Origin of the sequence: Pantoea pleuroti, from assembly GCF_014156615.1 — a bacterium.
Lineage (GTDB): Bacteria > Pseudomonadota > Gammaproteobacteria > Enterobacterales > Enterobacteriaceae > Pantoea > Pantoea agglomerans.
The window spans coordinates 720187-742696 of sequence record NZ_SBFD01000002.1; the positions used below are offsets into that span (position 1 = coordinate 720187).

The 22510-nt window shown below is 56.7% G+C and carries 24 protein-coding genes; 7 read left to right on the forward strand and 17 right to left on the reverse strand.

Translation table 11 applies throughout. The annotated features are described in order from the left end of the window. Positions 1 to 174 precede the first annotated feature (174 nt). The 7 genes from ppnP to aroL all read right to left on the reverse strand — a co-directional run bounded on the left by ppnP (position 175) and on the right by aroL (position 5961). On the reverse strand, positions 175 to 465 hold the full coding sequence (gene ppnP / locus EPG66_RS07430; protein WP_009091800.1) for a pyrimidine/purine nucleoside phosphorylase: 291 nt from the start codon (positions 463 to 465) through the stop codon (positions 175 to 177). Between the two features lie 95 nt (positions 466 to 560). Then, positions 561 to 1238, reverse strand: coding sequence for an AroM family protein (locus EPG66_RS07435; protein WP_115758014.1), 678 nt, complete (start codon positions 1236 to 1238; stop codon positions 561 to 563). 1 nt (position 1239) lies between these two features. Beyond that, positions 1240 to 2172, reverse strand: coding sequence for a DUF1177 domain-containing protein (locus EPG66_RS07440; protein ID WP_010671177.1), 933 nt, complete (start codon positions 2170 to 2172; stop codon positions 1240 to 1242). Between the two features lie 11 nt (positions 2173 to 2183). After that, on the reverse strand, positions 2184 to 3743 hold the full coding sequence (locus EPG66_RS07445; RefSeq protein ID WP_010671176.1) for an OPT/YSL family transporter: 1560 nt from the start codon (positions 3741 to 3743) through the stop codon (positions 2184 to 2186). Between the two features lie 288 nt (positions 3744 to 4031). After that, positions 4032 to 4784 (reverse strand): IclR family transcriptional regulator, encoded by a 753-nt coding sequence (locus EPG66_RS07450; RefSeq protein WP_022625155.1) that lies wholly within the window; start codon positions 4782 to 4784, stop codon positions 4032 to 4034. A gap of 349 nt (positions 4785 to 5133) precedes the next feature. Further along, positions 5134 to 5325, reverse strand: a complete 192-nt coding sequence (locus tag EPG66_RS07455; RefSeq protein ID WP_010255272.1) for a YaiA family protein — start codon at positions 5323 to 5325, stop codon at positions 5134 to 5136. 111 nt (positions 5326 to 5436) lie between these two features. Further along, positions 5437 to 5961, reverse strand: coding sequence for a shikimate kinase AroL (aroL, locus tag EPG66_RS07460; protein WP_069025875.1), 525 nt, complete (start codon positions 5959 to 5961; stop codon positions 5437 to 5439). A gap of 315 nt (positions 5962 to 6276) precedes the next feature. Between aroL and EPG66_RS07465 the strand changes: the two genes are divergently transcribed. Next, complete coding sequence (locus tag EPG66_RS07465) at positions 6277 to 7002, forward strand: DUF2076 domain-containing protein (RefSeq protein WP_182686361.1); 726 nt, start codon at positions 6277 to 6279, stop codon at positions 7000 to 7002. A 2-nt stretch (positions 7003 to 7004) separates the two neighbouring features. On the opposite strand, the gene EPG66_RS07470 is transcribed toward EPG66_RS07465, so the two are convergent. Then, complete coding sequence (locus tag EPG66_RS07470; RefSeq protein ID WP_010255266.1) at positions 7005 to 7454, reverse strand: YaiI/YqxD family protein; 450 nt, start codon at positions 7452 to 7454, stop codon at positions 7005 to 7007. 168 nt (positions 7455 to 7622) lie between these two features. On the opposite strand from EPG66_RS07470, the gene proC reads away from it, so the two are divergent. Then, positions 7623 to 8435 (forward strand): pyrroline-5-carboxylate reductase, encoded by an 813-nt coding sequence (gene proC / locus EPG66_RS07475; RefSeq protein WP_031590347.1) that lies wholly within the window; start codon positions 7623 to 7625, stop codon positions 8433 to 8435. 67 nt (positions 8436 to 8502) lie between these two features. Here proC and EPG66_RS07480 read toward each other — a convergent pair whose 3' ends face one another. The 3 genes from EPG66_RS07480 to iraP form a co-directional block, all read right to left on the reverse strand. Next, a complete protein-coding gene (locus EPG66_RS07480) occupies positions 8503 to 10029 on the reverse strand; it encodes an FAD-dependent oxidoreductase (protein ID WP_182686363.1) in 1527 nt (508 codons plus the stop codon). 205 nt (positions 10030 to 10234) lie between these two features. Continuing rightward, positions 10235 to 10537 (reverse strand): PsiF family protein, encoded by a 303-nt coding sequence (locus EPG66_RS07485; RefSeq protein ID WP_039391578.1) that lies wholly within the window; start codon positions 10535 to 10537, stop codon positions 10235 to 10237. 115 nt (positions 10538 to 10652) lie between these two features. After that, positions 10653 to 10904, reverse strand: coding sequence for an anti-adapter protein IraP (gene iraP, locus EPG66_RS07490; RefSeq protein WP_031590350.1), 252 nt, complete (start codon positions 10902 to 10904; stop codon positions 10653 to 10655). Positions 10905 to 11506: 602 nt separating this feature from the next. On the opposite strand from iraP, the gene EPG66_RS07495 reads away from it, so the two are divergent. Further along, positions 11507 to 14644, forward strand: a complete 3138-nt coding sequence (locus tag EPG66_RS07495) for a beta-galactosidase (protein WP_182686365.1) — start codon at positions 11507 to 11509, stop codon at positions 14642 to 14644. Here the strand turns inward: EPG66_RS07495 and EPG66_RS07500 are convergent. Continuing rightward, positions 14526 to 15800, reverse strand: coding sequence for a multidrug efflux MFS transporter (locus tag EPG66_RS07500; protein ID WP_072036913.1), 1275 nt, complete (start codon positions 15798 to 15800; stop codon positions 14526 to 14528). The two genes, EPG66_RS07495 and EPG66_RS07500, sit on opposite strands and share 119 nt — an antisense overlap. Positions 15801 to 16234: 434 nt before the next feature. Between EPG66_RS07500 and EPG66_RS07505 the strand changes: the two genes are divergently transcribed. Beyond that, positions 16235 to 16486 (forward strand): biofilm development regulator YmgB/AriR family protein, encoded by a 252-nt coding sequence (locus EPG66_RS07505; protein WP_031590354.1) that lies wholly within the window; start codon positions 16235 to 16237, stop codon positions 16484 to 16486. A gap of 9 nt (positions 16487 to 16495) precedes the next feature. Here the strand turns inward: EPG66_RS07505 and EPG66_RS07510 are convergent, their stop codons facing one another. The 3 genes from EPG66_RS07510 to EPG66_RS07520 all read right to left on the reverse strand — a co-directional run bounded on the left by EPG66_RS07510 (position 16496) and on the right by EPG66_RS07520 (position 20144). Then, on the reverse strand, positions 16496 to 16816 hold the full coding sequence (locus EPG66_RS07510; protein WP_010255244.1) for a hypothetical protein: 321 nt from the start codon (positions 16814 to 16816) through the stop codon (positions 16496 to 16498). 155 nt (positions 16817 to 16971) lie between these two features. After that, positions 16972 to 17268, reverse strand: coding sequence for an I78 family peptidase inhibitor (locus EPG66_RS07515; protein ID WP_031590356.1), 297 nt, complete (start codon positions 17266 to 17268; stop codon positions 16972 to 16974). Positions 17269 to 17540: 272 nt separating this feature from the next. Further along, on the reverse strand, positions 17541 to 20144 hold the full coding sequence (locus tag EPG66_RS07520) for a bifunctional diguanylate cyclase/phosphodiesterase (RefSeq protein ID WP_182686367.1): 2604 nt from the start codon (positions 20142 to 20144) through the stop codon (positions 17541 to 17543). A 213-nt stretch (positions 20145 to 20357) separates the two neighbouring features. Between EPG66_RS07520 and EPG66_RS07525 the strand changes: the two genes are divergently transcribed. From EPG66_RS07525 to EPG66_RS07535, 3 genes are all read left to right on the forward strand, one after another. Beyond that, a complete protein-coding gene (locus tag EPG66_RS07525; RefSeq protein WP_010255238.1) occupies positions 20358 to 21008 on the forward strand; it encodes a CPBP family intramembrane glutamic endopeptidase in 651 nt (216 codons plus the stop codon). 172 nt (positions 21009 to 21180) lie between these two features. Beyond that, entirely contained in the window at positions 21181 to 21351 is a 171-nt protein-coding gene (locus EPG66_RS07530) for a hypothetical protein (protein ID WP_003850083.1), read from the forward strand. Between the two features lie 99 nt (positions 21352 to 21450). Continuing rightward, a complete protein-coding gene (locus tag EPG66_RS07535) occupies positions 21451 to 21681 on the forward strand; it encodes a hypothetical protein (protein ID WP_029519422.1) in 231 nt (76 codons plus the stop codon). A gap of 115 nt (positions 21682 to 21796) precedes the next feature. Here the strand turns inward: EPG66_RS07535 and yniD are convergent, their stop codons facing one another. Together yniD and EPG66_RS07540 are read right to left on the reverse strand one after the other, a co-directional pair. Further along, a complete protein-coding gene (gene yniD, locus EPG66_RS23230) occupies positions 21797 to 21904 on the reverse strand; it encodes a small membrane protein YniD (protein WP_022625163.1) in 108 nt (35 codons plus the stop codon). A gap of 121 nt (positions 21905 to 22025) precedes the next feature. After that, positions 22026 to 22454 carry an OsmC family protein gene (locus tag EPG66_RS07540; RefSeq protein WP_010255233.1) on the reverse strand — a complete coding sequence of 143 codons (429 nt, stop codon included), beginning with the start codon at positions 22452 to 22454 and terminating at the stop codon, positions 22026 to 22028. Positions 22455 to 22510: the final 56 nt, after the last annotated feature.

A 22510-nucleotide genomic window follows, 5' to 3' on the forward strand; every position in this document is an offset into this window, starting at 1 on the left:
CCGTCAAAGCCGAAGGTACCGCGTGAGCGGCGCGAGGACGGCCCGGCAGCAGCAGAGGTGCGCTGGCCCGCACTGTGGCTCGCTCACCCGGAAAAAAAGCTGCCACGTTTGACCGTGGCAGCCTTTTCAAATCTAATCTTAACTGACCAGCGTTACCGCTTAGCGGCCATTTTTTTAATCTTTCAGGTAACGGCAGAGATAGGAACTTGGCTCGCCAACCTGCAGATGAAATTCGCTGTGACCCGGCACATTAAACACCGAACCCGCTTCAAACCATTTCCACTCGGTTTCACCTGGCAGTAATACCTTAAGCGAGCCGCTGACCACGGTCATCTCCTCCGGCTGGCCGGTACCGAATGTGTATTCACCTTCAGCCATTACGCCCACGCTGGCGCGGCCGGTGCTCGCACTGTCAAAACCGATAGATTTAACTTTTCCGTCAAAATACTCACTTACGTTGAGCATAATAGTTCTCCAGAGCACATGTTGTGTGTCTGGCAGTGTAGAAGGGAACCCGCTGATCTGTCACGCGAAATGATGGCCGTTTGTGATCTCTTCCCTCAGGGAAGCAACTCCGCCGCCAGGCGTGCCACCAGCTGATTAGAGAGCAGAACCGGTACGCCCAGCCGCTGCTGCAACCATATCCGATGCTGCTGGTGATACCCCATGCAGTCTAGCACCACCAGCGCTGCGCCCTGCGCTTTCAGACTGTTTGCAGCATCGGCGAAGGTTGCCTGATCGCCCTGATAGGGACTGGCGACCGCAAAGCAGGGCTGCGCAGGCAGTTGCTGCCACTTACCAGCCTGCTCAACAATCTGCTCCTCAACCGGCACGACAATGCCGACCCGCTGCTGCTGCACCATGGCGCAGATGAGCGGTGGAATGAGGCGATCCGGCTCCAGCAGTAGCGCACGCTGGGTGCGGAGCCTGCTGAATTCACCGGTGCAGAGCAGCAGAATGGTCGTATAGCCCGCCTGCTCCAGCGCACTGATTTTGCGCTGCAATCCCTGCTCCACTTTCGACGCCGCCAGCCGCACCTGTTCGCCACTCTGCAGCCGCGACACCAGAACCCGGTCGCCCGCTGCTGGCGCAAAGTGTGTGGCAATCTCTGCGACGCTGAGTCCATCCAGTAAACCGGCGTGATCGGTCAGCGCATCCGGCAGATGCTGCCGCAGCAGCGGCAGAATATCGCTGCGCGGAGACTGGCCGATAGTCAGCGTTACCAGTGGTTTCGTCATCTTAGTGATTCCGGTGACGAAGATGCGCCAGGCTGCCATAGAGCGAAATCAGCCGCGCATACTCTTCGGCGTCGTAGAAGTGACAGGTTCCACGACCAAACTCCTTGGCCACCTCAATGGCAAACTTCGCCGCTGCCGCAATGTCCACTTCATGGCTGGCGCCGGTTCCGCAGCCCGGCACCACCGACTCGGCAGTGATCGCCACCCCCACTACCGGCACATCCGTGGCGGTAGAAGGTTGCAGAATGCTGTTGAGGTGATAAACCCCATTGCCGTAAGGCGTAATATCCTGAGTGGTGATGGGAAAGGTCACCGCCGGACGGCCGCTGGTCATCTCCATGATGCGCAGCAGATCCTCCGAAACCCGCAGGATGTAGCCCTCTTTCACCGTCGGCGACAGGGCAAAGCCTTTGTGGTTGATAATGCGGTTACCTTTGGTGGTGTCGATTGACAGAATCGCATCCACACCCGCCACCACTTCATTATCATTCATGGTGACATCGTCAATCGGCGAGTCCATGAAATCGACCGGCAGATGCGGCCGCGTTGGCGCATCCGGGCAGATATGGGTGGTAATGATGACGTCGCCATCGAGCCTGTCGCCTTTGCTCTGCATCTGCGCCAGTTTAAGCGCGCTGGCCACGGCCGCGATCGCGCCATCCGCATCTGACACCATGCCGATACGGCCAGGACGAGCGCCGATGCCACCAAGGCGACCAATAATCCCCAGCGTCGGTGCACTGCCACCGCCTGATTTGCCCTGCGTCCCCGGGATATCAATGCGCACAAAATCGGTGCGGCCTTTGGGACCGGAGACACGAGTAAAGCGTGCATCAACATCAGGATACGCCGCGAAGAGATCTACCACCTGCTGACCGTCAATGTGGGCGCTATCCAATAACTCAAAAACCGCCAGGGTCTGCTGCAAACTCATGCTTTATCCTTTTATTTCTTGCTGCTGCTGGCAAACAGCGAATGAAAGAAGCTGTAGAGGGCATCACCGGCAATAAAGCCTGCCGCCATCACCTCCATAGGCGATCGGCCCCGCTCGCCCCAGATCCGGATGATTACAATACGTAAGGCGATCCCTACCACTACTGCCCAGCCCGCCATGGCGTTATTAATTAATAAACCGGTGGCGAGCAGCACGCCCAGCTGGCGTTTTGGTCCGCCGATCAACTGGATAATCGCACCCGGAATTGCCCACATCAGCAGATTACCGGCGATACCTGGCTCAGCACCCGCCTGAATGGTTTTGGCATACACCCGCGCTACAGGCGGCAGCAGGTTGTCAGCAAAGAAGAAGGTATGGGCGTACCAGACCAGCGGAATCGACACAACAAAGGCGATCATAGCTGCGATGAGCTGAATGCGACGTCCCCATAGCTCCTGCTGCAGATCGGCACCGTTGCCGCGCAGGATAAAGCCCGCCTTCAGGTCATACCCCATGTCGGCGAACGCCGGACCGGTGGCGGCGGTAAAGCCGCAGAGCAGGCAGAGCGCCAGCGGTGGGAAGCCGATCAGAATACCGATAATCAGCGTAATCAGCGCCACGGCAAAGGCCGGGAACCAGCCGGAGTGCATAGCGGCAATGCCGACAATCAGTTCATGGGCGAAAGCAGCAAACGCGGCATAGAGAACAAACAGCAGCAGCATCGCGATGCCCATCTCACTCCACAGGCCGCCCGCCAGCGCGAGCAGCGCCGAAATCACGATATAACCCACGCTGCCGAAACCCAGCGCCCGCTGCACCTCATTGCCATTACGGCTTACCACCAGCGCATCATTTTTGCGGCTGCGGATCACCATCACGACCTGAATCAGCGCTACCAGACCGGCACCGACCATCACGCCATGCGGAATATAGAGCGCATTAATATCAATACCGGCCACCGGCTGCGCATAGGCACGCAGCAGAAAACCGATGCCGAGCATCGACAGCGCCCAGATATTGCCGATAAACGCGGTGCCGAAGGCGGACATCGGGATCTTCAGCATGGCACCGACGACGCCACCCACAATGCCCAGCACCAGCAGCCACGCCTGGCGTCCGCCTTTATCACCCGCTTTGATCGCTTCCGCTGCTGCAACGCCCGGTGGCCAGGCATTACTGGCCGGAAAGACGCGGGTATCAAACAGCCGATAGAGCAGCCAGGCATCCAGCAGCATCGCGGCGCTGACGCCACAGAACAGCGGCAGGACCAGTTGCGGTTCACCCAGCGCCCAGGGCACGGCAATCGGCATTAACAGACTGTTCGCCGCCCCAAAGGTGGCTGAAGAGATAGCGGTCTGCGCCAGGTTCTGGATTTCAATCGAACGATAACGGCGGAATGCCTGCAGCGGAATACGCGCCAGCAGCATGGCAAACAGCGCGCCGATAATAGAAGTGTTAGGCGTTACGCCAATGGTGGTAATCAGCTGAATGCCAATAATGGCACCCGCGATAGAAAGAAGAATTAAAACCAGTGCCACGCCAACGTGCTTAATCGGATTTACCCGTTCCATATGTCCCCGCCAGTCCTTGTCCAGAAGAAATGAAATAACGTCTACCCGCCCGCTGGCCGGTTTACGCCGGTTATCAGTTTCACTGCTCTGATGCGCACAGAGATTGCAACAGTCACTGCTGATGGTCGTCTCTCCGCATGCTGAACCGATACAGGAGGCAATGAGAGACGGACACAGGCAACCGGGGTGCTGCGTAAAGCGTGGCGATCAGATTGAAAGAAAAAGGCCCGAAGGCCTTTGTTTTCCCTGGTGTGGCGAAAGTACTACGCCGATAAAAACGGTGTGAAGTTACGCGCCATATTTTTCGGTCATCTCTGTGGCCGTTGCGCGTAATGCTTCAAGGAGCTCTGACGGGAAACCCGGTTCAGTCTCCATAGACGGAAACGACAGGCAGAGTGCCACCGTTTCGCCATGATGTTTGTTATGAACAATAACTGACAGCGAACTGATGCCTGGCAGCGATTCATTTCGGGCCAGTGACCAGCCCTGCTGGCGGATTTCAGCCAGTCTGGCACAGAGTGCCTCAGGACTTTGCGGCGAGTTCGCTGATGCGACCTGCCATTGATCATGGAAGCGCGCCAGCACCTCTTCATCACTTAACTGCGCTAACAGCGCCCGGCCGGTTGAGGTCGCGGCAGCCGGCATCCGACTGCCCGGCGGCGTGACCATCTGCGTAAAGTGACGCCCATGAAACATACGCATCACTAATACTTCCCGCCCGTCGAGCTTCGACACGTAACCCATGCAGCCGGTTTTCGCAGCCAGCCTGACCATCGCCGCTGAAACGCTGTCAACCAGCGGTGCCGAAAGATAATGTCCGGCAGCAGCCAGCAATACGCGACCAATGTGATAACCGCGCGTATCCGCATTCCGCTCCAGCAGCCCCTGACTTTCCATGGTGGCCAGCAGACGTGAAACGGTGCTTTTTGGCAGGTTTAACGCCTCAACCACCTCACTAAATGAGAGACCAACATGCCCCTGCGTCACACCTTTGTGCTGAAACAATCGAAGTACGGCGGCAGCATTTTCAAGTGTGGTCATGTTACGTGTTCCACTATATGGAACTAAGTTCCTCTGTTGGTTTGACGAAAATAAATCGTGGCGCTGAATCGGTCAAGCGACAATTTGATTCACACAGAGATCGGCAGCAGAGAAAATAAGGGGATAAAAATGATTAGCGGGGCTTTATCTGGCGAGACAAGGAGAGTGCAGAACAGAAGCATACGCAGAGATCATTCGACAGTAAATCTGCGTCAATTTCGCTTCTTAAATAACCCGATCGACTTCAGGTGGGAGTAAAAACAGGCGTCATGCAGGCACAGGGTCAGGCGGGTCAGTAATAAGCAGTTATCCGGTGTGACAGGCTGGCGTCCCTGCCAGCAGTAAAGCTTTACTCTTTTTCAACGTCTTCGTAGCGCGCTTTGGCGTCACGCGCTTCTTCTTCCGTTTCGTGCTCACTGATTAATGAATTCGGTTTGGGATGATCAGCACGCAATTCGTAAGAGGTTACTTTATTACCTTCAGTGCCCTTTTCAACTGGCACAACTTTCGCTTCACGTGGATACGGTGGTCTGGTCGGCATACTGTGTCCCTCTTGTCTGAATAACATTCCACAGGACAGGCCGCTGCCTGTCATAGGATAAGTATAGACAATGCCGTCTGAAGCGGGATCAAAGCGGGAAAAATCTGAGGGTTAGCTGGCGCGCGCCAGGGAGAGTGACAGCAGAATCTCCTCTACGACGCACTCAGGCGATTGCATCGCATTCACCTGATGATGGGCCGCAGACTGATAGAGATGCGCACGTTCACGCAGCACATCACTCATCTCATCAGCAATCGGACGGCCGGTTAAAGTCGGACGCTGGGCCGCTTCAGGTTCACTTTCCAGCCGCTCCGCCAGCACCTCGGGTGACGCGCTAAGCCAGATCACCTGGCCCTGCTCCTGCATAAAACGACAGTTCTCTTCAGCCAGAATCATGCCGCCGCCGGTGGCAATGACGGTTCTGGGCGCCGTTACCGCTTTAAGCGATTCCGTTTCACGAGCGCGGAAACCTTCCCAGCCTTCCGCCGCCACAATCTCCGTCACACTGCGCTGCGTGCTGAGTTGCAGATGGTGATCGGTATCCGTAAAGGCGTAGCCCAGCGCCTGCGACAGCGCCTCGCCGACCGTGGTTTTGCCGCAACCGCGAGCGCCAATCAAAAAGATGGGTAGTGACATCAGGGCCGTTCCTCCGCCTGACCGCGCGATGCGGCTGCATGGTGAGCTTATTAATGCGACGCATAATAACTGGAAATTATTATGGCCTCTACCTGTCAGGCACGATTTACGCATTTTCGTCCCCTGAGCAGCGACAATCTTTGTGTTTTCAAGGGGAAATGCATGCACGTTTTGTGCATCAGGGCCGTAACAGAGCGATAAAAACCCCGCAAAACAGCGGCTAAAATGCGTCGGCAATATTTGCTTACTGCCCCGATTTTACTTTTCACGCTGGCGCCCACATATACTGGTAACAATCGCCACAGGAGAGTCATCATGCAACGCGAAGAACAACAACTGATTGAAGGGCTGTTCAGCCGTCTGAAACAGGCTGAAAGCCAGACCGTGGCACGCGATGCCGCTGCCGAACAACTGATTAACCAGCATCTGCAGGCGCAGCCGGGCGCGCCTTACTACATGGCGCAGGCGATCCTGATTCAGGAAGCGGCGCTGAAAAAACTCAATGAGAAAGTATCGGCGCTGGAAAGCCAGATGGCCCAGCAACAGCAACAGCAGCAGCAGCAACCTGCACAGAGCAGCGGCGGCTTTCTGTCCGGGCTGTTTGGCAGCGGTTCGCGTCAGCAGCCGCCTGTGCAGCAGCAACAGCAATCGTCACCGTGGAACAGTGCGCCACAGCAACCGGCTCAGCCGCAATATGCGCCTGCACAAGCGCCTGCACCACGCGGCACCGGTTTCCTCGGCGGCGCACTGCAGACTGCTGTGGGTGTGGCGGGCGGTGTGGTGATGGCCGATATGCTGACCAGCATGTTCCACCATTCACAGCCGGAGGAGATTGTGAATATCATCAATGAGCCACCCCTGCCCGATGTGAATGACAATCTCAACACCTTCAACGGTGGCGATGACAATGCCGATACCTTTAACGGCGGTAACGACAACGCCTTCCTCGACCAGAATACGGGCTGGGACAGTAATTATGCCGACAACAGCGATCTCAATGATTTTGGCGGCAACGATTACGACGACGACAACTTCGTTTAACTTCAGCGTTTCTGCTGGGTGAGCCAGCTATCCAGCTCATTTGCAAACTGCTGGCGGTCACGCGGACTCATCGCCGCGGGGCCGCCGGTCTGCACTCCGCTTGACCGCAGAGTATCCATAAAATCCCGCATCGTCAGGCGTTCACGTATCGTCGCCGGTGAGTAACGCTCGCCGCGCGGATTCAACGCCGCCGCCCCCTTCTCAATCACCTCTGCTGCCAGCGGGATATCGGCGGTGATCACCAGATCGCCGGGCTGACAACGTCTGACGATCTCATTGTCCGCCACATCAAATCCGGCAGGCACCTGCAGGGTGCGCAGATACGGTGAGGGCGGCACACGCAGAAACTGGTTCGCCACAAAAGTGATGGTAGTTGCGGTGCGGTCGGCTGCGCGGTAGAGCACCTCTTTGATTACATTCGGACAGGCATCGGCATCGACCCAGATAAACATCATGATTCCTTACAGTCAGAGAAGAGTAAGATCTTGCCGGGTTCCCCTTAAATGGCAAATTTTATTTGCGGCGTGCTTTCCAGCCTGCGCCCGGCTGACTTGTTATTCAGGCTGGCTGAAGTAAGCTAGCTCACTGAGAAAAACGAATAATGTCCTAAGGAGATGGCGATGCTGGCAAAGAAAATCGGGTTTATCGGCGGGGGAAATATGGCGAAAGCCATTATCGGCGGACTGGTCAACAGCGGCAAAATCGCCCCGTCTGATATCTTCGTTTACGATCGCAAAGCAGAGACCAACCAGGCGATGGCAGAGCAGTATGGCATCAACGCAGCCGAGAGCGCTGAAGCGCTGGCGCGTGAAGTGGACATCCTGTTCGGCGCGGTCAAACCCAATGTCATTCTGAAAGTCTTAAAAGAGCTGACAGGCAGCCTGAAAAAAGAGGCGCTGGTGGTGTCGATTGCGGCTGGGGTGACGCTCGATTCGCTCTCATCGGTGCTGGGTTACGATCGTAAAATTGTCCGTGCGATGCCGAATACTCCCTCGCTGGTCAGCGAAGGCATGACCTCGGTCACGCCCAACGTGCTGGTTGAGCAGGCGGAAATCGACGAGGTGGTAGCGATTTTTGAGAGCTTCGGCAAAGCGGCGGTGGTGGATGAATATCTGATTCACTCCGTGGTCGGCGTCAGCGGTTCTGCGCCGGCCTACGTGTTTATGTTTATCGAAGCGATGGCCGATGCGGCCGTACTGGGCGGCATGCCACGCGCTCAGGCCTATCAGTTTGCTGCACAGGCGGTGAAAGGGGCAGCGCAGATGGTGCTGACCACCGGGAAACATCCGGCTGAACTCAAAGATATGGTCTGCTCCCCAGGCGGCACCACCATTGAAGCGGTGAAAGTGCTGGAAGAGAAAGGCATGCGCTCGGCGGTGATGGAAGCGATGCTGCAGTGCATGGCGAAGTCAGAAAAACTGAGCCGCAGCTAACCGATCATCAAAGGATGTGCAAGGCGGCCCCGTACGCTGGCCCGCCTTGCCTCCGCCTTAACAGATATTAACGGATCTGTTCCTGACCGAGCGCCACTGCCTCGGCAAGCGTCATCGGTTGCTGCATCCGCTCCACCAGCTCAGCGGTCAGCGTATACATGCCGCATGAGCAGATCGCTGCCAGCTTCCCCTGCTGGCCATAAAACGCCATAAACTTTTTATCCTCCAGCGAGCCAATCAGCTGAAAGTCATCCCATTCTGTCGCGTGGCCCAGATACTCATAGCGGGTGGCGTACTGCGTGGTCCAGAAGAACGGTACGCGATCAAAGGCGACGGTCTGGCCCAGCATATTCCATGCGGCGGTTTGTCCCTGCTGATGCGCGACGCGATAGTGCTCAATACGCAGCGGCTCCTGTGCAGACGGGTACGTGGCGATATCTCCCGCCACCCAGATATTGTCAGCGACCCGTAACTGCTCATCCGCCTGCAGGCTGCCATCCTCTGCCAGCGGGAGATCGTGGATAAAGTCGGTAGCCGGTTTAACCCCGGTAGCAAACAGCACCACCGTCGCGTCCAGCAACCGTCCACCCTTGAGCTGCACGCCGCTCACCTGCTGGTCGCCCTGTAAGGCTTCGATCTCGCCCTGCACCCACTTCACGCCGTTCTGCTCATGCAGCTGATAGAAATAGCGGCCAATCTGATCGCCAAACTGTTTAGCAAAGGGCAACGCCTGGCGGGCGATTACCGTCACGTCAATGTCACGATTACGCAGCGCCGACGCCAGTTCGGTGCCGATAAAACTGTTGCCGATAATCACGATCTTATGACTGGCATCCACCGCCTGAAGCAGCTCATCGGTCTGCGCTTTGCTGCGCAGCAGATGGACCCCATCGAGATCGCTGCCCGGCAAATCGGGGCGGACTGGCGACGCGCCGCTGGCGATCAGCAGTTTGTCGAAAGGGAGCGTCTCGCCATCCTCAAAGATCAGCCGTTGCTGCTGAGCATCCAGGCGGCTCACCCTGGCCTGAAGTCGTTCAACGTGATCCATCACATCTGCTTTCAGCAGTTGCGGCACCTCGCTGATATCCATTTTGCCCGACGGCACAAATTTGGTCAGCGCGGTGCGGTCGTAAGGCGCGTCCGCTTCCCGCTCAACCAGAATCACGCGGCCTTTGAAGCCTTCATGGCGCAGACGCCACAGCGCTGCGCTGCCCGCCGCTCCACCACCCAGCACCACATAGACCGGTGCGGCTGCTCCACTGCCAATCGGCGCCGCGGGCGACATCGCTTTCGGATTCACCAGCACCCGGCCCTCTTCAATGCGCAGCGGATACTGTTTGAGATCGGCTAACGCCAGCGGTTCACACATTTTTCCACTGGCCAGATTAAACGCGGCTTTGTGCCACGGACAGACCAGCCGATCGCCGCAAATCGCGCCCTGCTCCAGCGGCGCGCCTGCGTGCGGGCATTTCGCCTGGTAAGCACGTACATTGTCACCTTCGCGGATCAGTAACACCTCCACCTCGCCGAGCGTTTTTTTAACCGGCTGGCGCTGGGGCAGACCGTTCAGGTCGACGGTAAATTGATAGTTCACGGCATGGCTCCTTTAGCGGTTCTTATCTTGTGCTGCGCGGCAAAACAGGGTTCTGCGCAAATCCCCACAAACAGTAAGTGTGGCAAAAGAACCGGGAAGCCTGGCGATGAATGTTTATCAGAAGGTTAACCTGCTGTTATCGCAGGAAATTTAATCAGCATTGCGCGGGGAAGAGAAGCGGCCACCTGCGTGGCCGGGGGGATAATCAGCTTTTTTTCAGGCACTGGCTCATAAAGGTTTTACGCGCATCGCCCGCCAGTTTTTTATCACCAGCTTCGCCGTTACAGCTTTTCATTTTCATCTGCTGCGGTGACATCTGCGACAGCTTGCTGTCCTTTTTCAGGCATTCACTCATAAAGGTTTTGCGCGCATCCCCTTTAAGATCCTGTGATTTAGCATGCTGGTTACACATCGTCATCTTCTCCTGCTGCGGGGTCTTTTCCGCCGCACCGGCCAGTCCGCTCGCCAGCAGGCCCGCCATCATCATCGCCATTAAACCGACTTTCATCTTGTTATCTCCATAATGGATTGTCCTTTGTTATTCTGGCAGCGAATAAGCAAAGCGGAAAATGTTTCAGGTCAAAGTGATGTGAAGATCCCATTCCAGTCTGGCACCGGGATCGTTACTGACGAGGATGGCGGAGTAACTTTTCGATGTAATTGCGCAGCAGACGCGCATCGTTATCATCGGCATCAGCCACATTGTCCATTGCGGTTTCAATACTGGTAGTTATAGCCAGATGTTGTTGCGGCTCCAGCTTGCGAACCAGCGCGGTAACAACAATCTCCAGCGCTTCGATTTGCGCCATCTGCTCTTTGGCTGTCGCCTCTTTTTCAGCCAGCTTTACCAGCAACTCAGCAATCAGGTTTTTCATGCTGTTATCTCAGCGGTGGAGAAAAGCTGAAATTATCACCACGCTCCCTAAAAAAACAGAGGGTAACCGCTACTTTTTTCAGTGAGTTAGCCCACATTCTTCACCGTATGCTCAGACGATTCCGGCTAACCTTGCGAGCGAAACGTTTTCCCTGCAATCAACGCCGTGGTTAAACGTTTCGCCCGCCCGATATCGGTCATTCGCTTAGCGAGGATCGGCAAATCCGCGGCCTGGTCCGCCGCCGTGTCCGCCCCAGCCACCTCCGCCGCCGCCTGGAGGCGGGAAAATACATCCGCTTAATGCAGTAACCAATGCCACAACGGCAGCCAGCTTTATGATTCGTACCATATCTACCTCAGGGTGATGAAATCGGGCTGAGTGTATGGAGCCACTTGCATGGCGACAAGTGAGATTCTTCCGCATCCGGCGACTATTCATCTTTGCTGACCAGGCTTAACGTTTTACCGCCATTAAGGCGGCACAATCTCAACATCCCGGCCGGCTTACGGCGCAAAATTATTTGTGAAAATCGGGAGGGGGAACACTTTACAGGCGGCTTAATTTTGCGCATTGTGAGCGCATTACATTTACAGGATATAAACATGACTCTCTCTCAGGCTGCTTTCAGTGACATCCTCTCCCGGCGCGACTGGGAAAATCCGGTCGTGACCTCGCTGCATCGGCTGGATGCGCACCCGCCATTTGCCAGCTGGCGAGATGAAGCAGCCGCGCGGGATGACAGCCCCTCGGCGTCACTGCAGAGCCTCAACGGAGAGTGGGGTTTCCGTTATTTTACGCAGCCTGAAGCGGTCCCGGCCAGCTGGATACTGCAGGATCTGCCGGACACCACGACCCTTCCGGTTCCGGCCAACTGGCAGATGCACGGCTTCGATGCGCCCATTTATACCAACGTGCAGTATCCGATTCCGGTTACTCCTCCGCTGGTACCCACAGAGAATCCAACCGGATGTTACTCGCTCACATTGAGCGCTGACGCAGCCTGGCTGGATAATGGGCAGACACGCATCATTTTTGACGGCGTAAACTCGGCCTTTCACCTGTGGTGCAACGGCCACTGGATTGGCTACTCTCAGGACAGTCGTCTGCCCGCCGAATTCGACCTGACGCCTTATCTGCGGCCGGGCAAAAACCGGCTGGCCGTGATGGTGCTGCGCTGGAGCGACGGCAGTTATCTGGAAGATCAGGATATGTGGCGGATGAGCGGCATTTTCCGCGACGTCACGTTAATGCATAAACCGCAGGTGCATCTGGCCGACGTTCAGCTGGAAACCCGGCTCAGCCCGGAGTTTTACCGTGCCGAATTGCGTGCCCGGGTTCGTGTTGCTCTGCCAGCTGACGTCAGTTCACGCTATCAGCTGCGCCTGACGCTGTGGCAGGGTGACCAGAAGATTGCTCAGTGTCAGCAGCCGCTGGGCAGTGCCATTATTGACGAGCGGGGTCACTATCCCGAACGCGCCCTGCTCAGCCTGCCGGTGGAACAGCCTTCGCTGTGGAGTGCCGAAACGCCCCATCTCTATCGCGCCACGCTGGCGCTGCTGGATGAGAATCAGCAGCTGATCGAGGTGGAAGCCTATGATGTCGGCTTCCGTCAGGTCACCATCGACAACGGCCTGCTCTGCATGAACGGCAAACCGCTGCTGATCCGCGGCACCAACCGTCATGAGCATCATCCGGAGCGCGGTCAGGTGGTGGATGAGGCGACGATGCGCCGCGACATCGAGCTGATGAAGCAGCACAATTTTAATGCGGTGCGCTGTTCGCACTACCCTAATCATCCGCTCTGGTACCGGTTGTGCGATCAGTATGGGCTTTATGTGGTGGATGAGGCCAATATCGAAACCCACGGTATGCAGCCGATGAACCGGCTCTCCGATGATCCCCGCTGGTTCGCCGCCTATAGCGAACGCGTGACGCGCATGGTGCAGCGCGATCGTAATCACTGCAGCATTATTATCTGGTCGCTGGGCAATGAGTCAGGACATGGTGCCACGCACGATGCGCTCTACCGCTGGATAAAAAGCAGCGACCCAACGCGTCCGGTTCAGTATGAAGGCGGCGGTGCGGATACCGCCGCTACCGATATCATCTGCCCGATGTATGCCAGGGTTGATGAAGATCAGCCCTTCCCGGCGGTGCCGAAATGGTCGCTGAAAAAGTGGATCGGTCTGCCGGGTGAGACGCGTCCGCTGATCCTGTGTGAATACGCGCATGCCATGGGCAACAGCTTCGGTGGTTTCGCTAAGTACTGGCAGGCCTTCCGCCAGTTTCCGCGTCTGCAGGGCGGCTTCGTCTGGGACTGGGTTGATCAGAGCCTGACCCGCTATGACGATCAGGGCGAACCCTGGCAGGCTTACGGCGGCGATTTTGGCGATAAACCCAACGATCGTCAGTTCTGTATGAACGGGCTGGTGTTTGCCGATCGCACGCCGCATCCGGCGCTTTATGAGGCGCAGTGCGCCCAGCAGTTCTGGCAGTTTGACGTCGATCCCGGCGATCCGCTGAGCTTTACGGTCAGCAGCGACTATCTGTTCCGCCACAGTGACAACGAAGTGCTGCGCTGGCGCATCGAGCAGGCGGGTCGTGTAGTAACGGAAGGAGAAGTGCCGCTGGATATCGCTCCACAGGGCCAGCAGCGGATCACGCTGCCGTCACCGCCAGCATTACAGGGCGAATGCTGGCTGAACGTCGCGGTTCATCAGATTGACGCGACCCAATGGAGCGAAGCTGGCTGGCGTGTCGCCTGGCACCAATGGGCGCTGCCCTCATCGCTGGCGCTGCCATCAAAGCCGGAAAGCGGCGAAGCACCGGACCTGCATGATGATACCCGTGAGATTGTCATTACCCATCAGCAGCAACGCTGGCGTTTTTCACGCCACAGCGGCGAACTGACGCAGTGGTTTGTGGATGAACAGCCCACGCTGCTTTCACCGCTTCAGGACTGCTTTATTCGCGCGCCGCTCGACAATGACATCGGCACCAGCGAAGCGGAACGGGTTGATCCCAATGCCTGGGTCGAGCGCTGGAAAGCGGCGGGTTATGACCAGATGAGCAGCCAGCTGGTGTCGATGACGGCGAATGCGTTGCCGCAGGCGGTGCAGATTGAAACGCTGCACAGCTGGCTCGCCAATGGCCAGATAGCCTTTATCAGCCGTAAACGTTATCTGATCAACGCGCAGGGTGAATTGCAGTTGCAGCTTTCCGTTGAGCAGTCGCGCGGATTGCCGCCGCCCGCGCGCATCGGATTACGCTGTGAGCTGACGCAGATACCACAACAGGTAAGCTGGCTCGGCCTGGGTCCGCATGAAAACTATCCCGATCGCCAGCTGGCCGCGCAATTTTCCCGCTGGGAGCTGCCGCTGGATCAGCTCTCAACGCCTTATGTTTTCCCGGGTGAGAACGGTCTGCGCTGCGACACCCGTCAGCTCGACAGCGGCAGCTGGCAAGTCAGCGGCGATTTCGCTTTCTCACTGAGCCGTTTCAGCCTGGAGCAGTTGCGGGAGGCATCACACCGCCACCATCTGCGTCCGGAAGCGGGCTGCTGGCTGCATCTGGATGCCTTTCACATGGGTGTCGGCGGCGATGACTCCTGGAGCCCCAGCGTCAGTCCTGAGTTTTTACTGACTCAGCAGCGCTGGCAGGCTGAACTGACGATTTGCCAGCCGACGCGGGCAGCACTGTCTTCGGACGCCGGTAAAAGCGCTTCAGAAACAGCACGTTAATCAGCACGACCACGGCGGTGGCAAAAAAGACCCAGCGGAAACCGGCCACCGCCGACACCGCGGCGCCCAGCAGCGGACCCGCGACATTGCCGAGATACATAAAGGACTGGTTGTAGCCGAAGATCCGGCCGGTAATGTTGTCACGCGAGTGACGCACCAGCAGCGTCTGCACCGCGGGCATCATCGCGCCATCGGCAAAGCCCAGCAGAAAACGTAATACCCCCAGCTGTGTCGTGCTGGTGACAAACGACATGGCGATAAACAGCAGCAGCGAGATGACCATCGTTGCCAGCAGGATACGCTGCGTGCCGATGCGATCGCCGAGCCGTCCCAGACGAGGTGCGGCCAGCAGCGCAGAGACGCCAGGCAGCGCGGCAATGACCCCGCTAAGAAAAGCGATATTCTCAGCGGTGGGTGCCAGTTCCCGCACAAAGAGCGTCAGGATCGGGTTCACCGATCCGTTGCACATCTGGATCACCATGGTGGTGAAAAAGAGGCAGAGCATCAGTTTTGGGTTATCCAGCGAGCGGAAAACCTCGCGTCCGCTGAGCTTCTCCTTTTTACTAACCGGGGTGTAACCGGTCTCCTTGATCAGGAACAGCGTCACCAGAAAGCTGACCATCAGCAGCGCTGCGGTGACAATAAACACCGTACGTAAACCGACCCAGTCTGCCAGCAGCCCGCCCAGCATCGGCCCCAGAATCACCCCACCAATCTGGCCGGTTGAGACACAGCTCAGCGCCCAGCCGCTGCGTTCACGCGGCACCTGAGCGGCCACCAGCGCCATGGCGTTGGGAATATATCCGGAGGTCAGCCCCATCAGGGCCCGCAGCAGCAGCAACTGCCAGGCTTCGGTGACAAAAGCCTGTAGCAGAATCACCACGCCCATGCCAAAAGCGGCGCGCAGCAGCATCAGCTTACGGCCTTTGCGATCGGCAAGACTGCCCCACAGCGGCGCTACGGCCGCCGAGACCACAAAGGTGATACTGAAGGTTAGACCCGACCAGAGGCTCAGTGATTCGCCACCGGTTATGCCAAGCTGCTCAAGGTAGAGCGGCAGAAACGGGATGATCTGGCTGATGGCCAGGCCGGTAAAAAAACAGCCAAACCAGACCGAGATCAGGTTTATCTTCCAGGGTTCTATAGTGCGTGGCATGAGCAGATATTTTAAAGAGAGGGAATGCTCAGTCTAACGCGGCTATTCTCAGCGTGACCGACAAAACATGGCACAAATGGCAAAAGACCGGATTCCTCTTTGATTCAGCGCAATCACCGGCGCAAATTTTCCAGCCCGCCGGGTTTTTAGCGCGAAGCACGCGGCCGGTGGTCTGCCCCGACGCGATCTTCCCTGACCCGGCTCGTCAATATAGAAAAATATGTCATTCTGTTACTGACAACTCTTCACCCCGCTTCTATGTTTAAAAAACCGCCAGCCGCGGCGGTGTGGCAATCTTTTTAATCGGCGCGACATCCTCCGCAAAAAACGGTGCAGACCGTCCGGCTACGCTGAGGCGAACCAGCTTATTTCATGGTTATACACCCTTATGCTCAGGTGTAAGGGAGGGGGTCTTGTTTTAGCGGAGGTGGGTAATGAGAGTACAACCTAACAGCGCCAGCCGTGCTATCAGCGACTATTTTAACAGCCCGGACTGGCGAATACCGCCTGAGTCCGATCTGCTGGCCGTAATTCTACGTGAAATAATGGAAGCGGGAGAACCCGCCACCAATAAAGTCCTTATTGCGCGGGTTATCGATAAACTGGAAGTGGAAGGCGACGAGACACAGTTGCAGCGTTATCGCACCCTGCTGGCGCAGTTGATCGACACGCAGCCGGAGGCGTAAACCCACCACCTACTTCACCCAGCGCAATTTATCCGCTTCGCTGATGCTGGCTCGTCCGCTGCTGCGCTGAAACAGGCACAGCTCACGTCCACGCTTATTTTTCATCTGCGGCTGGGGATAGCGTCCCTCCAGCAACAGTGCGCTGTAGCCCGTATTGTCGTCATACTCGATCGCCTCGCCCAGCACCTTTACTTTGCTCAGATGACTGGCGTTAATGCAGGCCTGCACCATCACCTGACGGCTCTTTTGCCAGGCCTCTTCACTGGAAGCCTGCGCCAGTGTGCTGCTGAGTAACAATGCGGGCAGAAGTGCCCCGATTATGCGTTTCATCTTCTCTGCTCCTGTTACGGCCTGAAGCCGCTAAAAAAATTCCCGCCGGGGCGGGAATAAACAAGACGAGCACTATCTATTGTGTGACGAGGAAGTTTCTTAAACGCGCTGCTATCCTCGCCTGCCGTTATGACAAACCTATGACATCTTTGCCGTTAACCACAATAAACTGAGCTGATATTGCCATTTTTGTCAGCCAGGAAGTTCAGCCGGTTAAGGTTGAAGTCCATGGTGACGGCAGAATTATAGGGAATGGCGCGGACCTTCTGTTCGAAGTGCTGACCCTGCAGCGCGGTTAACGGTTTGCCGACATAATTCTGAAACTGAGAGGCACCACAGCGGTCAGCTTCGGGATCGTGCGCCACACTGGCGGTATCGGGCTTAGAGGCAGATTGACAGGCGGTTAATGCAAACAGCCCCACTACCAGCAGCCCTTTTCCATAAAATTTCACGTTGATTCTCCTGTTGGACGTGTAAAACCCTGCCCCAAGAGTAGCAAAGCGCACCTGCTGACCTGAACCCCTAAAAAGTAAAGTTGTTACAGCAGCATTAAACGGATCGCGGCACAGATCATTTTTTAAGATTAATCGCACTCATTGCCTAAAAAAAGCACACCAGGAAACTACAATATTAAGAATAGTCTTAGTCCTGTGGAGGTCATGATGGAACTGATTATTTTTGTCGTCTGCGCAATGCTGATGACCGCCGTGGCGGTCAAAGTCCGTTAAACGCGTTCAGCCTGGTTCTGCGCGGTTCTTTCCAGAAGCGTACTGAATGCAGCCAGCGGCATCGGTCGACCGAGGAAGTAGCCTTGCCCCTCTTCGCACGAGAGCTGTTTTAGCTGGTTCAGCTGCGCTTCTGTCTCAATTCCCTCAGCCGTAATTGTCAGGGCAAAGGCGCGTGCCAGCGCAATAATCCCCGCGACCACTGATTGCGCCTGCTGCGACTCCGGGAAATCTTTCATCCAGGAGCGATCGATCTTCAGCCCATTAAACGGGAAGGTCTTCAGGTAGCCCAGGGCAGCATAGCCGGTGCCGAAGTCATCAACGGTTAACCTTACCCCGAGTGACCGTAAACCCTGCATCACCTCAAGCGCATGCTGCGGATGTTCAAAGGTCACGTTCTCCGTGATCTCCAGCTCCAGCCGGATAGCCGGCAGGCCGCTTTTCGCCAGCACATCTGCAACCCGCTGTACTAAATCGCTGGTGCGGAACTCCATTGGCGAAATATTAACCGAAACATAGCGATCGCCCCCCCACCCCAGCGCATCCTCACACGCCCGCATCAACACCCAGTCGCTGATGGTGGCGATGAGACCGCTCTTTTCCGCCAGCGGAATAAAGTGATCGGGGGTAATCCACTCATCCGGCGCAATCTGCCAGCGAATCAGCGCCTCGGCACCCGCCAGCTGACCCGTCAGCAGTTGATAACGGGGCTGATAGTGCAGGCGAAATTCATTGTTCTTCAGCGCTTTCTCAATCCGCCGCGCCATTTCACGCTTATCCTCACGCTGACTGGCCATCTCATTGGCATACCAGACCCACTGATTGCGTCCCGCTTCACGCGCTTCATTCAGGGCGATATCCGCCATTTGCAGCAGCGCTTCCGGATGGCTGGCATCCTGCGGTACACAGGCAATCCCCATGCTGACGGTGAGATAGTGGACATGCTGGCCGGTGCTGATGGGCTGCTGAACCTCATGCACCAGCTGAGCACAACGCTGATCGACCCGCTCACGGTTCGTTTCACGCAACACCAGCACAAACTCATCGCCACTCAGCCGCGCCACCAGCTCCTGCGGGCCGATACAGCGCTTCAGACGCTGCGCTATCTGGCTCAGCACCTCATCGCCCGCCGCATGGCCCCAGGTTTCATTAATCGGCCTGAACTGATCGAGATCGAGGGTAATCAGCGTCAGCGGCGCAGCGCCATCAGGCAGTTCAAGGTGTAGCGTCAGAAACTCCTGCAGCTGTACGCGGTTCGACAGGCCGGTTAAGACGTCATGACGCGACAAAAAATGAATGCGCGCCTCGGCTTCCATGCTCTGAGTGATGTCCGATACCGTGCCGCGAAACCCGATACGCCGCGTGTCATGCCAGATTGTTTTCGCGACCAGCTGGCCGATACGGCGGTTGCCGTGCGCCGACATAAACTGACAGCGCAGTGGCATCTGTTGCCCCTCCTCCTCCTGACGCTGCAGCCAGGCGACCAGCGAATGGCTGGGATGCGTCAGCAGGTGATCGATGTGACGGCCCAGCCAGTGTGTAATATCGTGGCCGGTCACGGTTTGAAAGCGCGCTGACAGGTAAATCAGGCGGCCCTCTCCATCCGTTTCCCAGATCCAGTCTGACGCCGCCTCAGCGAGATCGCGAAACCGCGCTTCACTGTTGGCCAGCTCCTGCTGACTGATCGCCAGCAGGGCAAAGCGCCGGTCAGAGAGAATCGCATTGGAGAGCGCATGGCGGCTTACGCGATGGGTGATAATGCCAATAATGATCGCCATGAGCATCAGCAGTGGTAACAGAAACCAGACCAGGCCCATGCCAGGCATCTTTGGCGTCCAGCGCAGCACAATCAGATCGCCACCGGGTAACGGTTGCACCATCCGCGGTTCTCGCAGGGCATCCCCTGCACTGACGGGCAGGCGCAGTTCGCGCACATCCAGCGTGGCGCCCAGCGCCTGTAATTTGGCAGGGGTGAACAGATTCACAAACACCATGACTGACGCTGGCCCCGCCATTGGCGGCATATTCGTCAGTTTGCCGCTGCCGATGGGGGCGGCAACCACAATGGCGGGCAGATGATTAATCAGCGCATCACGGGTTATCGCCGCGTCGTTGCGCTGACGTGCCGCCGCAATCAGCGCTGGAGTCTCTTTTCCCAGCCAGGCTTCCAGCGGCGTATCCACCAGCTGCCCATTAATGACGCTGTACGTGGTGCGACCCTTGCCGTCGACCACGAACACGCCCTCATAGTGATACTCTTCGTAGAGGCCCGGACCAAAGTTCTCTTCGTCATAAGCCCAGACTTTGTTGACCCTGACATGGAGATTACGCCAGGCTTCGCCCCAGAACGCATAGTCCCGGATATCCGTGACCATCGCCTCCTGACGATTTTTCCACGCCTGCTGCATCAGCAACTGGTCATGCTCAATCGATAAGCTGTTTTGCCGCTGCGCAATCGTCAGTACCATCAGCATTGAGAGCACCAGCACGCCAAACAGCAGCAGCGAAAGTGTGCGCAGGCTGCGCCGCGTAAAGCGGACAGTGCGGTCTTCAGCGGCATGTCTGAATGGAGGCGAGGGTGGCGCCGGAGGGTTAGAAGTCATTAAGAGTGCTCACTACACAGTCAGAGTTTGAGATGAAGGGCCTGCAATACAACATGCAGTGCTGACCAGATTAGTTTCCTCAGTTATCGGCGCGCGCGCGCTGGTGTTTAGTCTGCGGTTAACATTTTGCGCTTAAATATTGTGTTACAGGCTGACTCGACAGCGATCTGGTGCATTGCTACTATGCGCTAACCTTCGCTGGCAGAGTCGCCTATGAATACCAATTCCGACAGAGTGACACTGACGCTGTTCTACGTCGGCAGCTTTGTGGTCTATTACCTGGTTACCATGCTGATCACGCTGTTCCCTAATTACAGCGTGCTGCGCAATGACGGCCTGCTGGTGCCGGTGCTCTGTCTGTTCGAATTTGCTGTTATCTACCCGCTTTACCGCTTTTACTGCCAGCGCCGCACCGACCTGCCGCTGGGTGAACTCTGCACGCTGCAAACTCTGCTGTTTACTGGCGCGCTATTTGTTCTGATGGCCGCACAGATGCAGTTCATGCAGCCGGAAGGATGGCTGGTGATGCAGGCCCAGCAGGGACGTAATTCGCTGCTGATCCTGCTGCTCACCGCCGTGCTGCTGGCGCCGGTGTTTGAAGAGGTGCTGTTCCGCGGTTTTCTGTTACAGGGCTTTTTGCTGTGGGCGCCGCGAAGTCGCTTCGCCTGTATGCTGCTGACCTCACTGCTGTTTGCGGTGATGCATACGCAGTATGTGCACTGGCAGACCCTTATCGCCCTGACGCTGTTTTCGCTACTGCTCTGTTACGCCCGGCTGCGGAGTAACAGTCTGGCGCTGCCCATCTTCCTGCACACGCTGAATAACCTGATTGCGCTGCTGCCCGCCTGGTATTTCGCAGGCTAGCGCCAGGCCCGCCCCTTCTGACACACCTTACAGACCGCCGCATCACCCCCTGGCTGGCGGACCATAGCTCACGCTGACAATGCTGCCCCGGCACGTTTGTCTATACTGGATGTTAAAAAGGGATAAAAAGCACCACAGTCCGGACCACCAGACCGTGTAAAGGAGAGGATCTATGTTGATAGGATTTGTGTTGTTAGTGAGCGCATGCGGCTACGATGCCTGCGAGGCGCTGCCGGTATCAGAGCGCATCTATCCGACGAAGGTCGACTGTGAAACGATGGCGAACCGCATTCATAAAGTCAGACCGAATGTGGTACTGCTGTGCGGCGAAGTACATCGCTAATTCAGGGCCAGGTTCAATAAAGCAGGGCTGTAACGTTGCAAGCTGACGCTTTAGCGTACAAAATATAAGCTGTTGTTAACCATTATCGTTGTGAATCCCATGAAAACATCACGCCCCCGTCGTCCTGGTGGACGCTGGGTTTACTATCTTTTGTATGATGGCATTCTGTGGCCCTGCCCCGTCCGATGGGAGTGGGAGAGCAGCTATGGCGGCTGGTTGCCATTTTACTACACGCCAACCTTTGAGTTTGTGGTGGGCGATCCCCGCAAGGCTTATCGCATTGCGCGCAGCGATGTGCGGGCTAAAAGGCGCGAGGATGCCTTTGTCTGAGCGCGTTTATCGCCACGGCAGCCATGAGGCAGTAAGCAGATAGTGAACCGCTTCCAGCACAATAATCACCATTAATAATATGCCCAGCGTGTGGCGGCCAATCCCCTTCATCTGTTCAGGCCCAGATCATGGCAGCCCAGCGGATCAGCAGCAGCGCGCCACAGATGCACAACAGAACCAGCACCATCTTCCAGTACTTTTTGGCTGCCCGGTATCTTGTCACCTCAGTTTCCTCTGTTCAGAAAGCGAAGATGCGCCAGAAGGCGCATCTGTTCCGGTCAGCAACAGGACCGGTGAGGCATAGCATAACGCCCGGGCCGCCAAAAGGCGACCCGTTACCGGCATCAGTTGTTCAGGGTGTAATCCAGCGTAATTTCCGCGTTCAGTACCTGAGAAACCGGGCAGCCCGCTTTGGCTTTATTGATGATCTCATCGAAGGTCGACTCATCAATGCCTGGCAGCGAGATGGTGCTGGTCAGTGCCACTTTGGTGATGGCAAAGCCATCGCCTTTTTTATCCAGCGACACGTCGGCCGTGGTATCAATGCTTTCCGGCGGATGACCCGCGTTGCCCAGCATCAGCGACAGCGCCATAGAGAAACAGGCTGCATGCGCCGCACCAATCAGTTCTTCCGGGTTGGTGCCTTTGGCGCCTTCAAAACGGGTGTTAAAGCCATAAGGCTGCTGGCTCAGCACGCCGCTCTCGGTGCTGACGGTGCCTTTGCCTTTGATATCGCCTTCCCAATGCGCCGAACCTTTCTTATGAATGGTCATGTCGTTCCTCCTGTTGGTAAAGAAGCTAAGTATAGACAATACATTCATTTTCGCAG

Bases quoted from the DNA above. Each gene is read 5' to 3' on its own strand.
- ppnP (WP_009091800.1), bottom strand. From the start codon at position 465: ATGCTCAACGTAAGTGAGTATTTTGACGGAAAAGTTAAATCTATCGGT.
- EPG66_RS07435 (WP_115758014.1), bottom strand. From the start codon at position 1,238: ATGACGAAACCACTGGTAACGCTGACTATCGGCCAGTCTCCGCGCAGC.
- EPG66_RS07440 (WP_010671177.1), bottom strand. From the start codon at position 2,172: ATGAGTTTGCAGCAGACCCTGGCGGTTTTTGAGTTATTGGATAGCGCC.
- EPG66_RS07445 (WP_010671176.1), bottom strand. From the start codon at position 3,743: ATGGAACGGGTAAATCCGATTAAGCACGTTGGCGTGGCACTGGTTTTA.
- EPG66_RS07450 (WP_022625155.1), bottom strand. From the start codon at position 4,784: ATGACCACACTTGAAAATGCTGCCGCCGTACTTCGATTGTTTCAGCAC.
- EPG66_RS07455 (WP_010255272.1), bottom strand. From the start codon at position 5,325: ATGCCGACCAGACCACCGTATCCACGTGAAGCGAAAGTTGTGCCAGTT.
- aroL (WP_069025875.1), bottom strand. From the start codon at position 5,961: ATGTCACTACCCATCTTTTTGATTGGCGCTCGCGGTTGCGGCAAAACC.
- EPG66_RS07465 (WP_182686361.1), top strand. From the start codon at position 6,277: ATGCAACGCGAAGAACAACAACTGATTGAAGGGCTGTTCAGCCGTCTG.
- EPG66_RS07470 (WP_010255266.1), bottom strand. From the start codon at position 7,454: ATGTTTATCTGGGTCGATGCCGATGCCTGTCCGAATGTAATCAAAGAG.
- proC (WP_031590347.1), top strand. From the start codon at position 7,623: ATGCTGGCAAAGAAAATCGGGTTTATCGGCGGGGGAAATATGGCGAAA.
- EPG66_RS07485 (WP_039391578.1), bottom strand. From the start codon at position 10,537: ATGAAAGTCGGTTTAATGGCGATGATGATGGCGGGCCTGCTGGCGAGC.
- iraP (WP_031590350.1), bottom strand. From the start codon at position 10,904: ATGAAAAACCTGATTGCTGAGTTGCTGGTAAAGCTGGCTGAAAAAGAG.
- EPG66_RS07495 (WP_182686365.1), top strand. From the start codon at position 11,507: ATGACTCTCTCTCAGGCTGCTTTCAGTGACATCCTCTCCCGGCGCGAC.
- EPG66_RS07500 (WP_072036913.1), bottom strand. From the start codon at position 15,800: ATGCCACGCACTATAGAACCCTGGAAGATAAACCTGATCTCGGTCTGG.
- EPG66_RS07505 (WP_031590354.1), top strand. From the start codon at position 16,235: ATGAGAGTACAACCTAACAGCGCCAGCCGTGCTATCAGCGACTATTTT.
- EPG66_RS07510 (WP_010255244.1), bottom strand. From the start codon at position 16,816: ATGAAACGCATAATCGGGGCACTTCTGCCCGCATTGTTACTCAGCAGC.
- EPG66_RS07520 (WP_182686367.1), bottom strand. From the start codon at position 20,144: ATGACTTCTAACCCTCCGGCGCCACCCTCGCCTCCATTCAGACATGCC.
- EPG66_RS07525 (WP_010255238.1), top strand. From the start codon at position 20,358: ATGAATACCAATTCCGACAGAGTGACACTGACGCTGTTCTACGTCGGC.
- EPG66_RS07530 (WP_003850083.1), top strand. From the start codon at position 21,181: ATGTTGATAGGATTTGTGTTGTTAGTGAGCGCATGCGGCTACGATGCC.
- EPG66_RS07535 (WP_029519422.1), top strand. From the start codon at position 21,451: ATGAAAACATCACGCCCCCGTCGTCCTGGTGGACGCTGGGTTTACTAT.
- EPG66_RS07540 (WP_010255233.1), bottom strand. From the start codon at position 22,454: ATGACCATTCATAAGAAAGGTTCGGCGCATTGGGAAGGCGATATCAAA.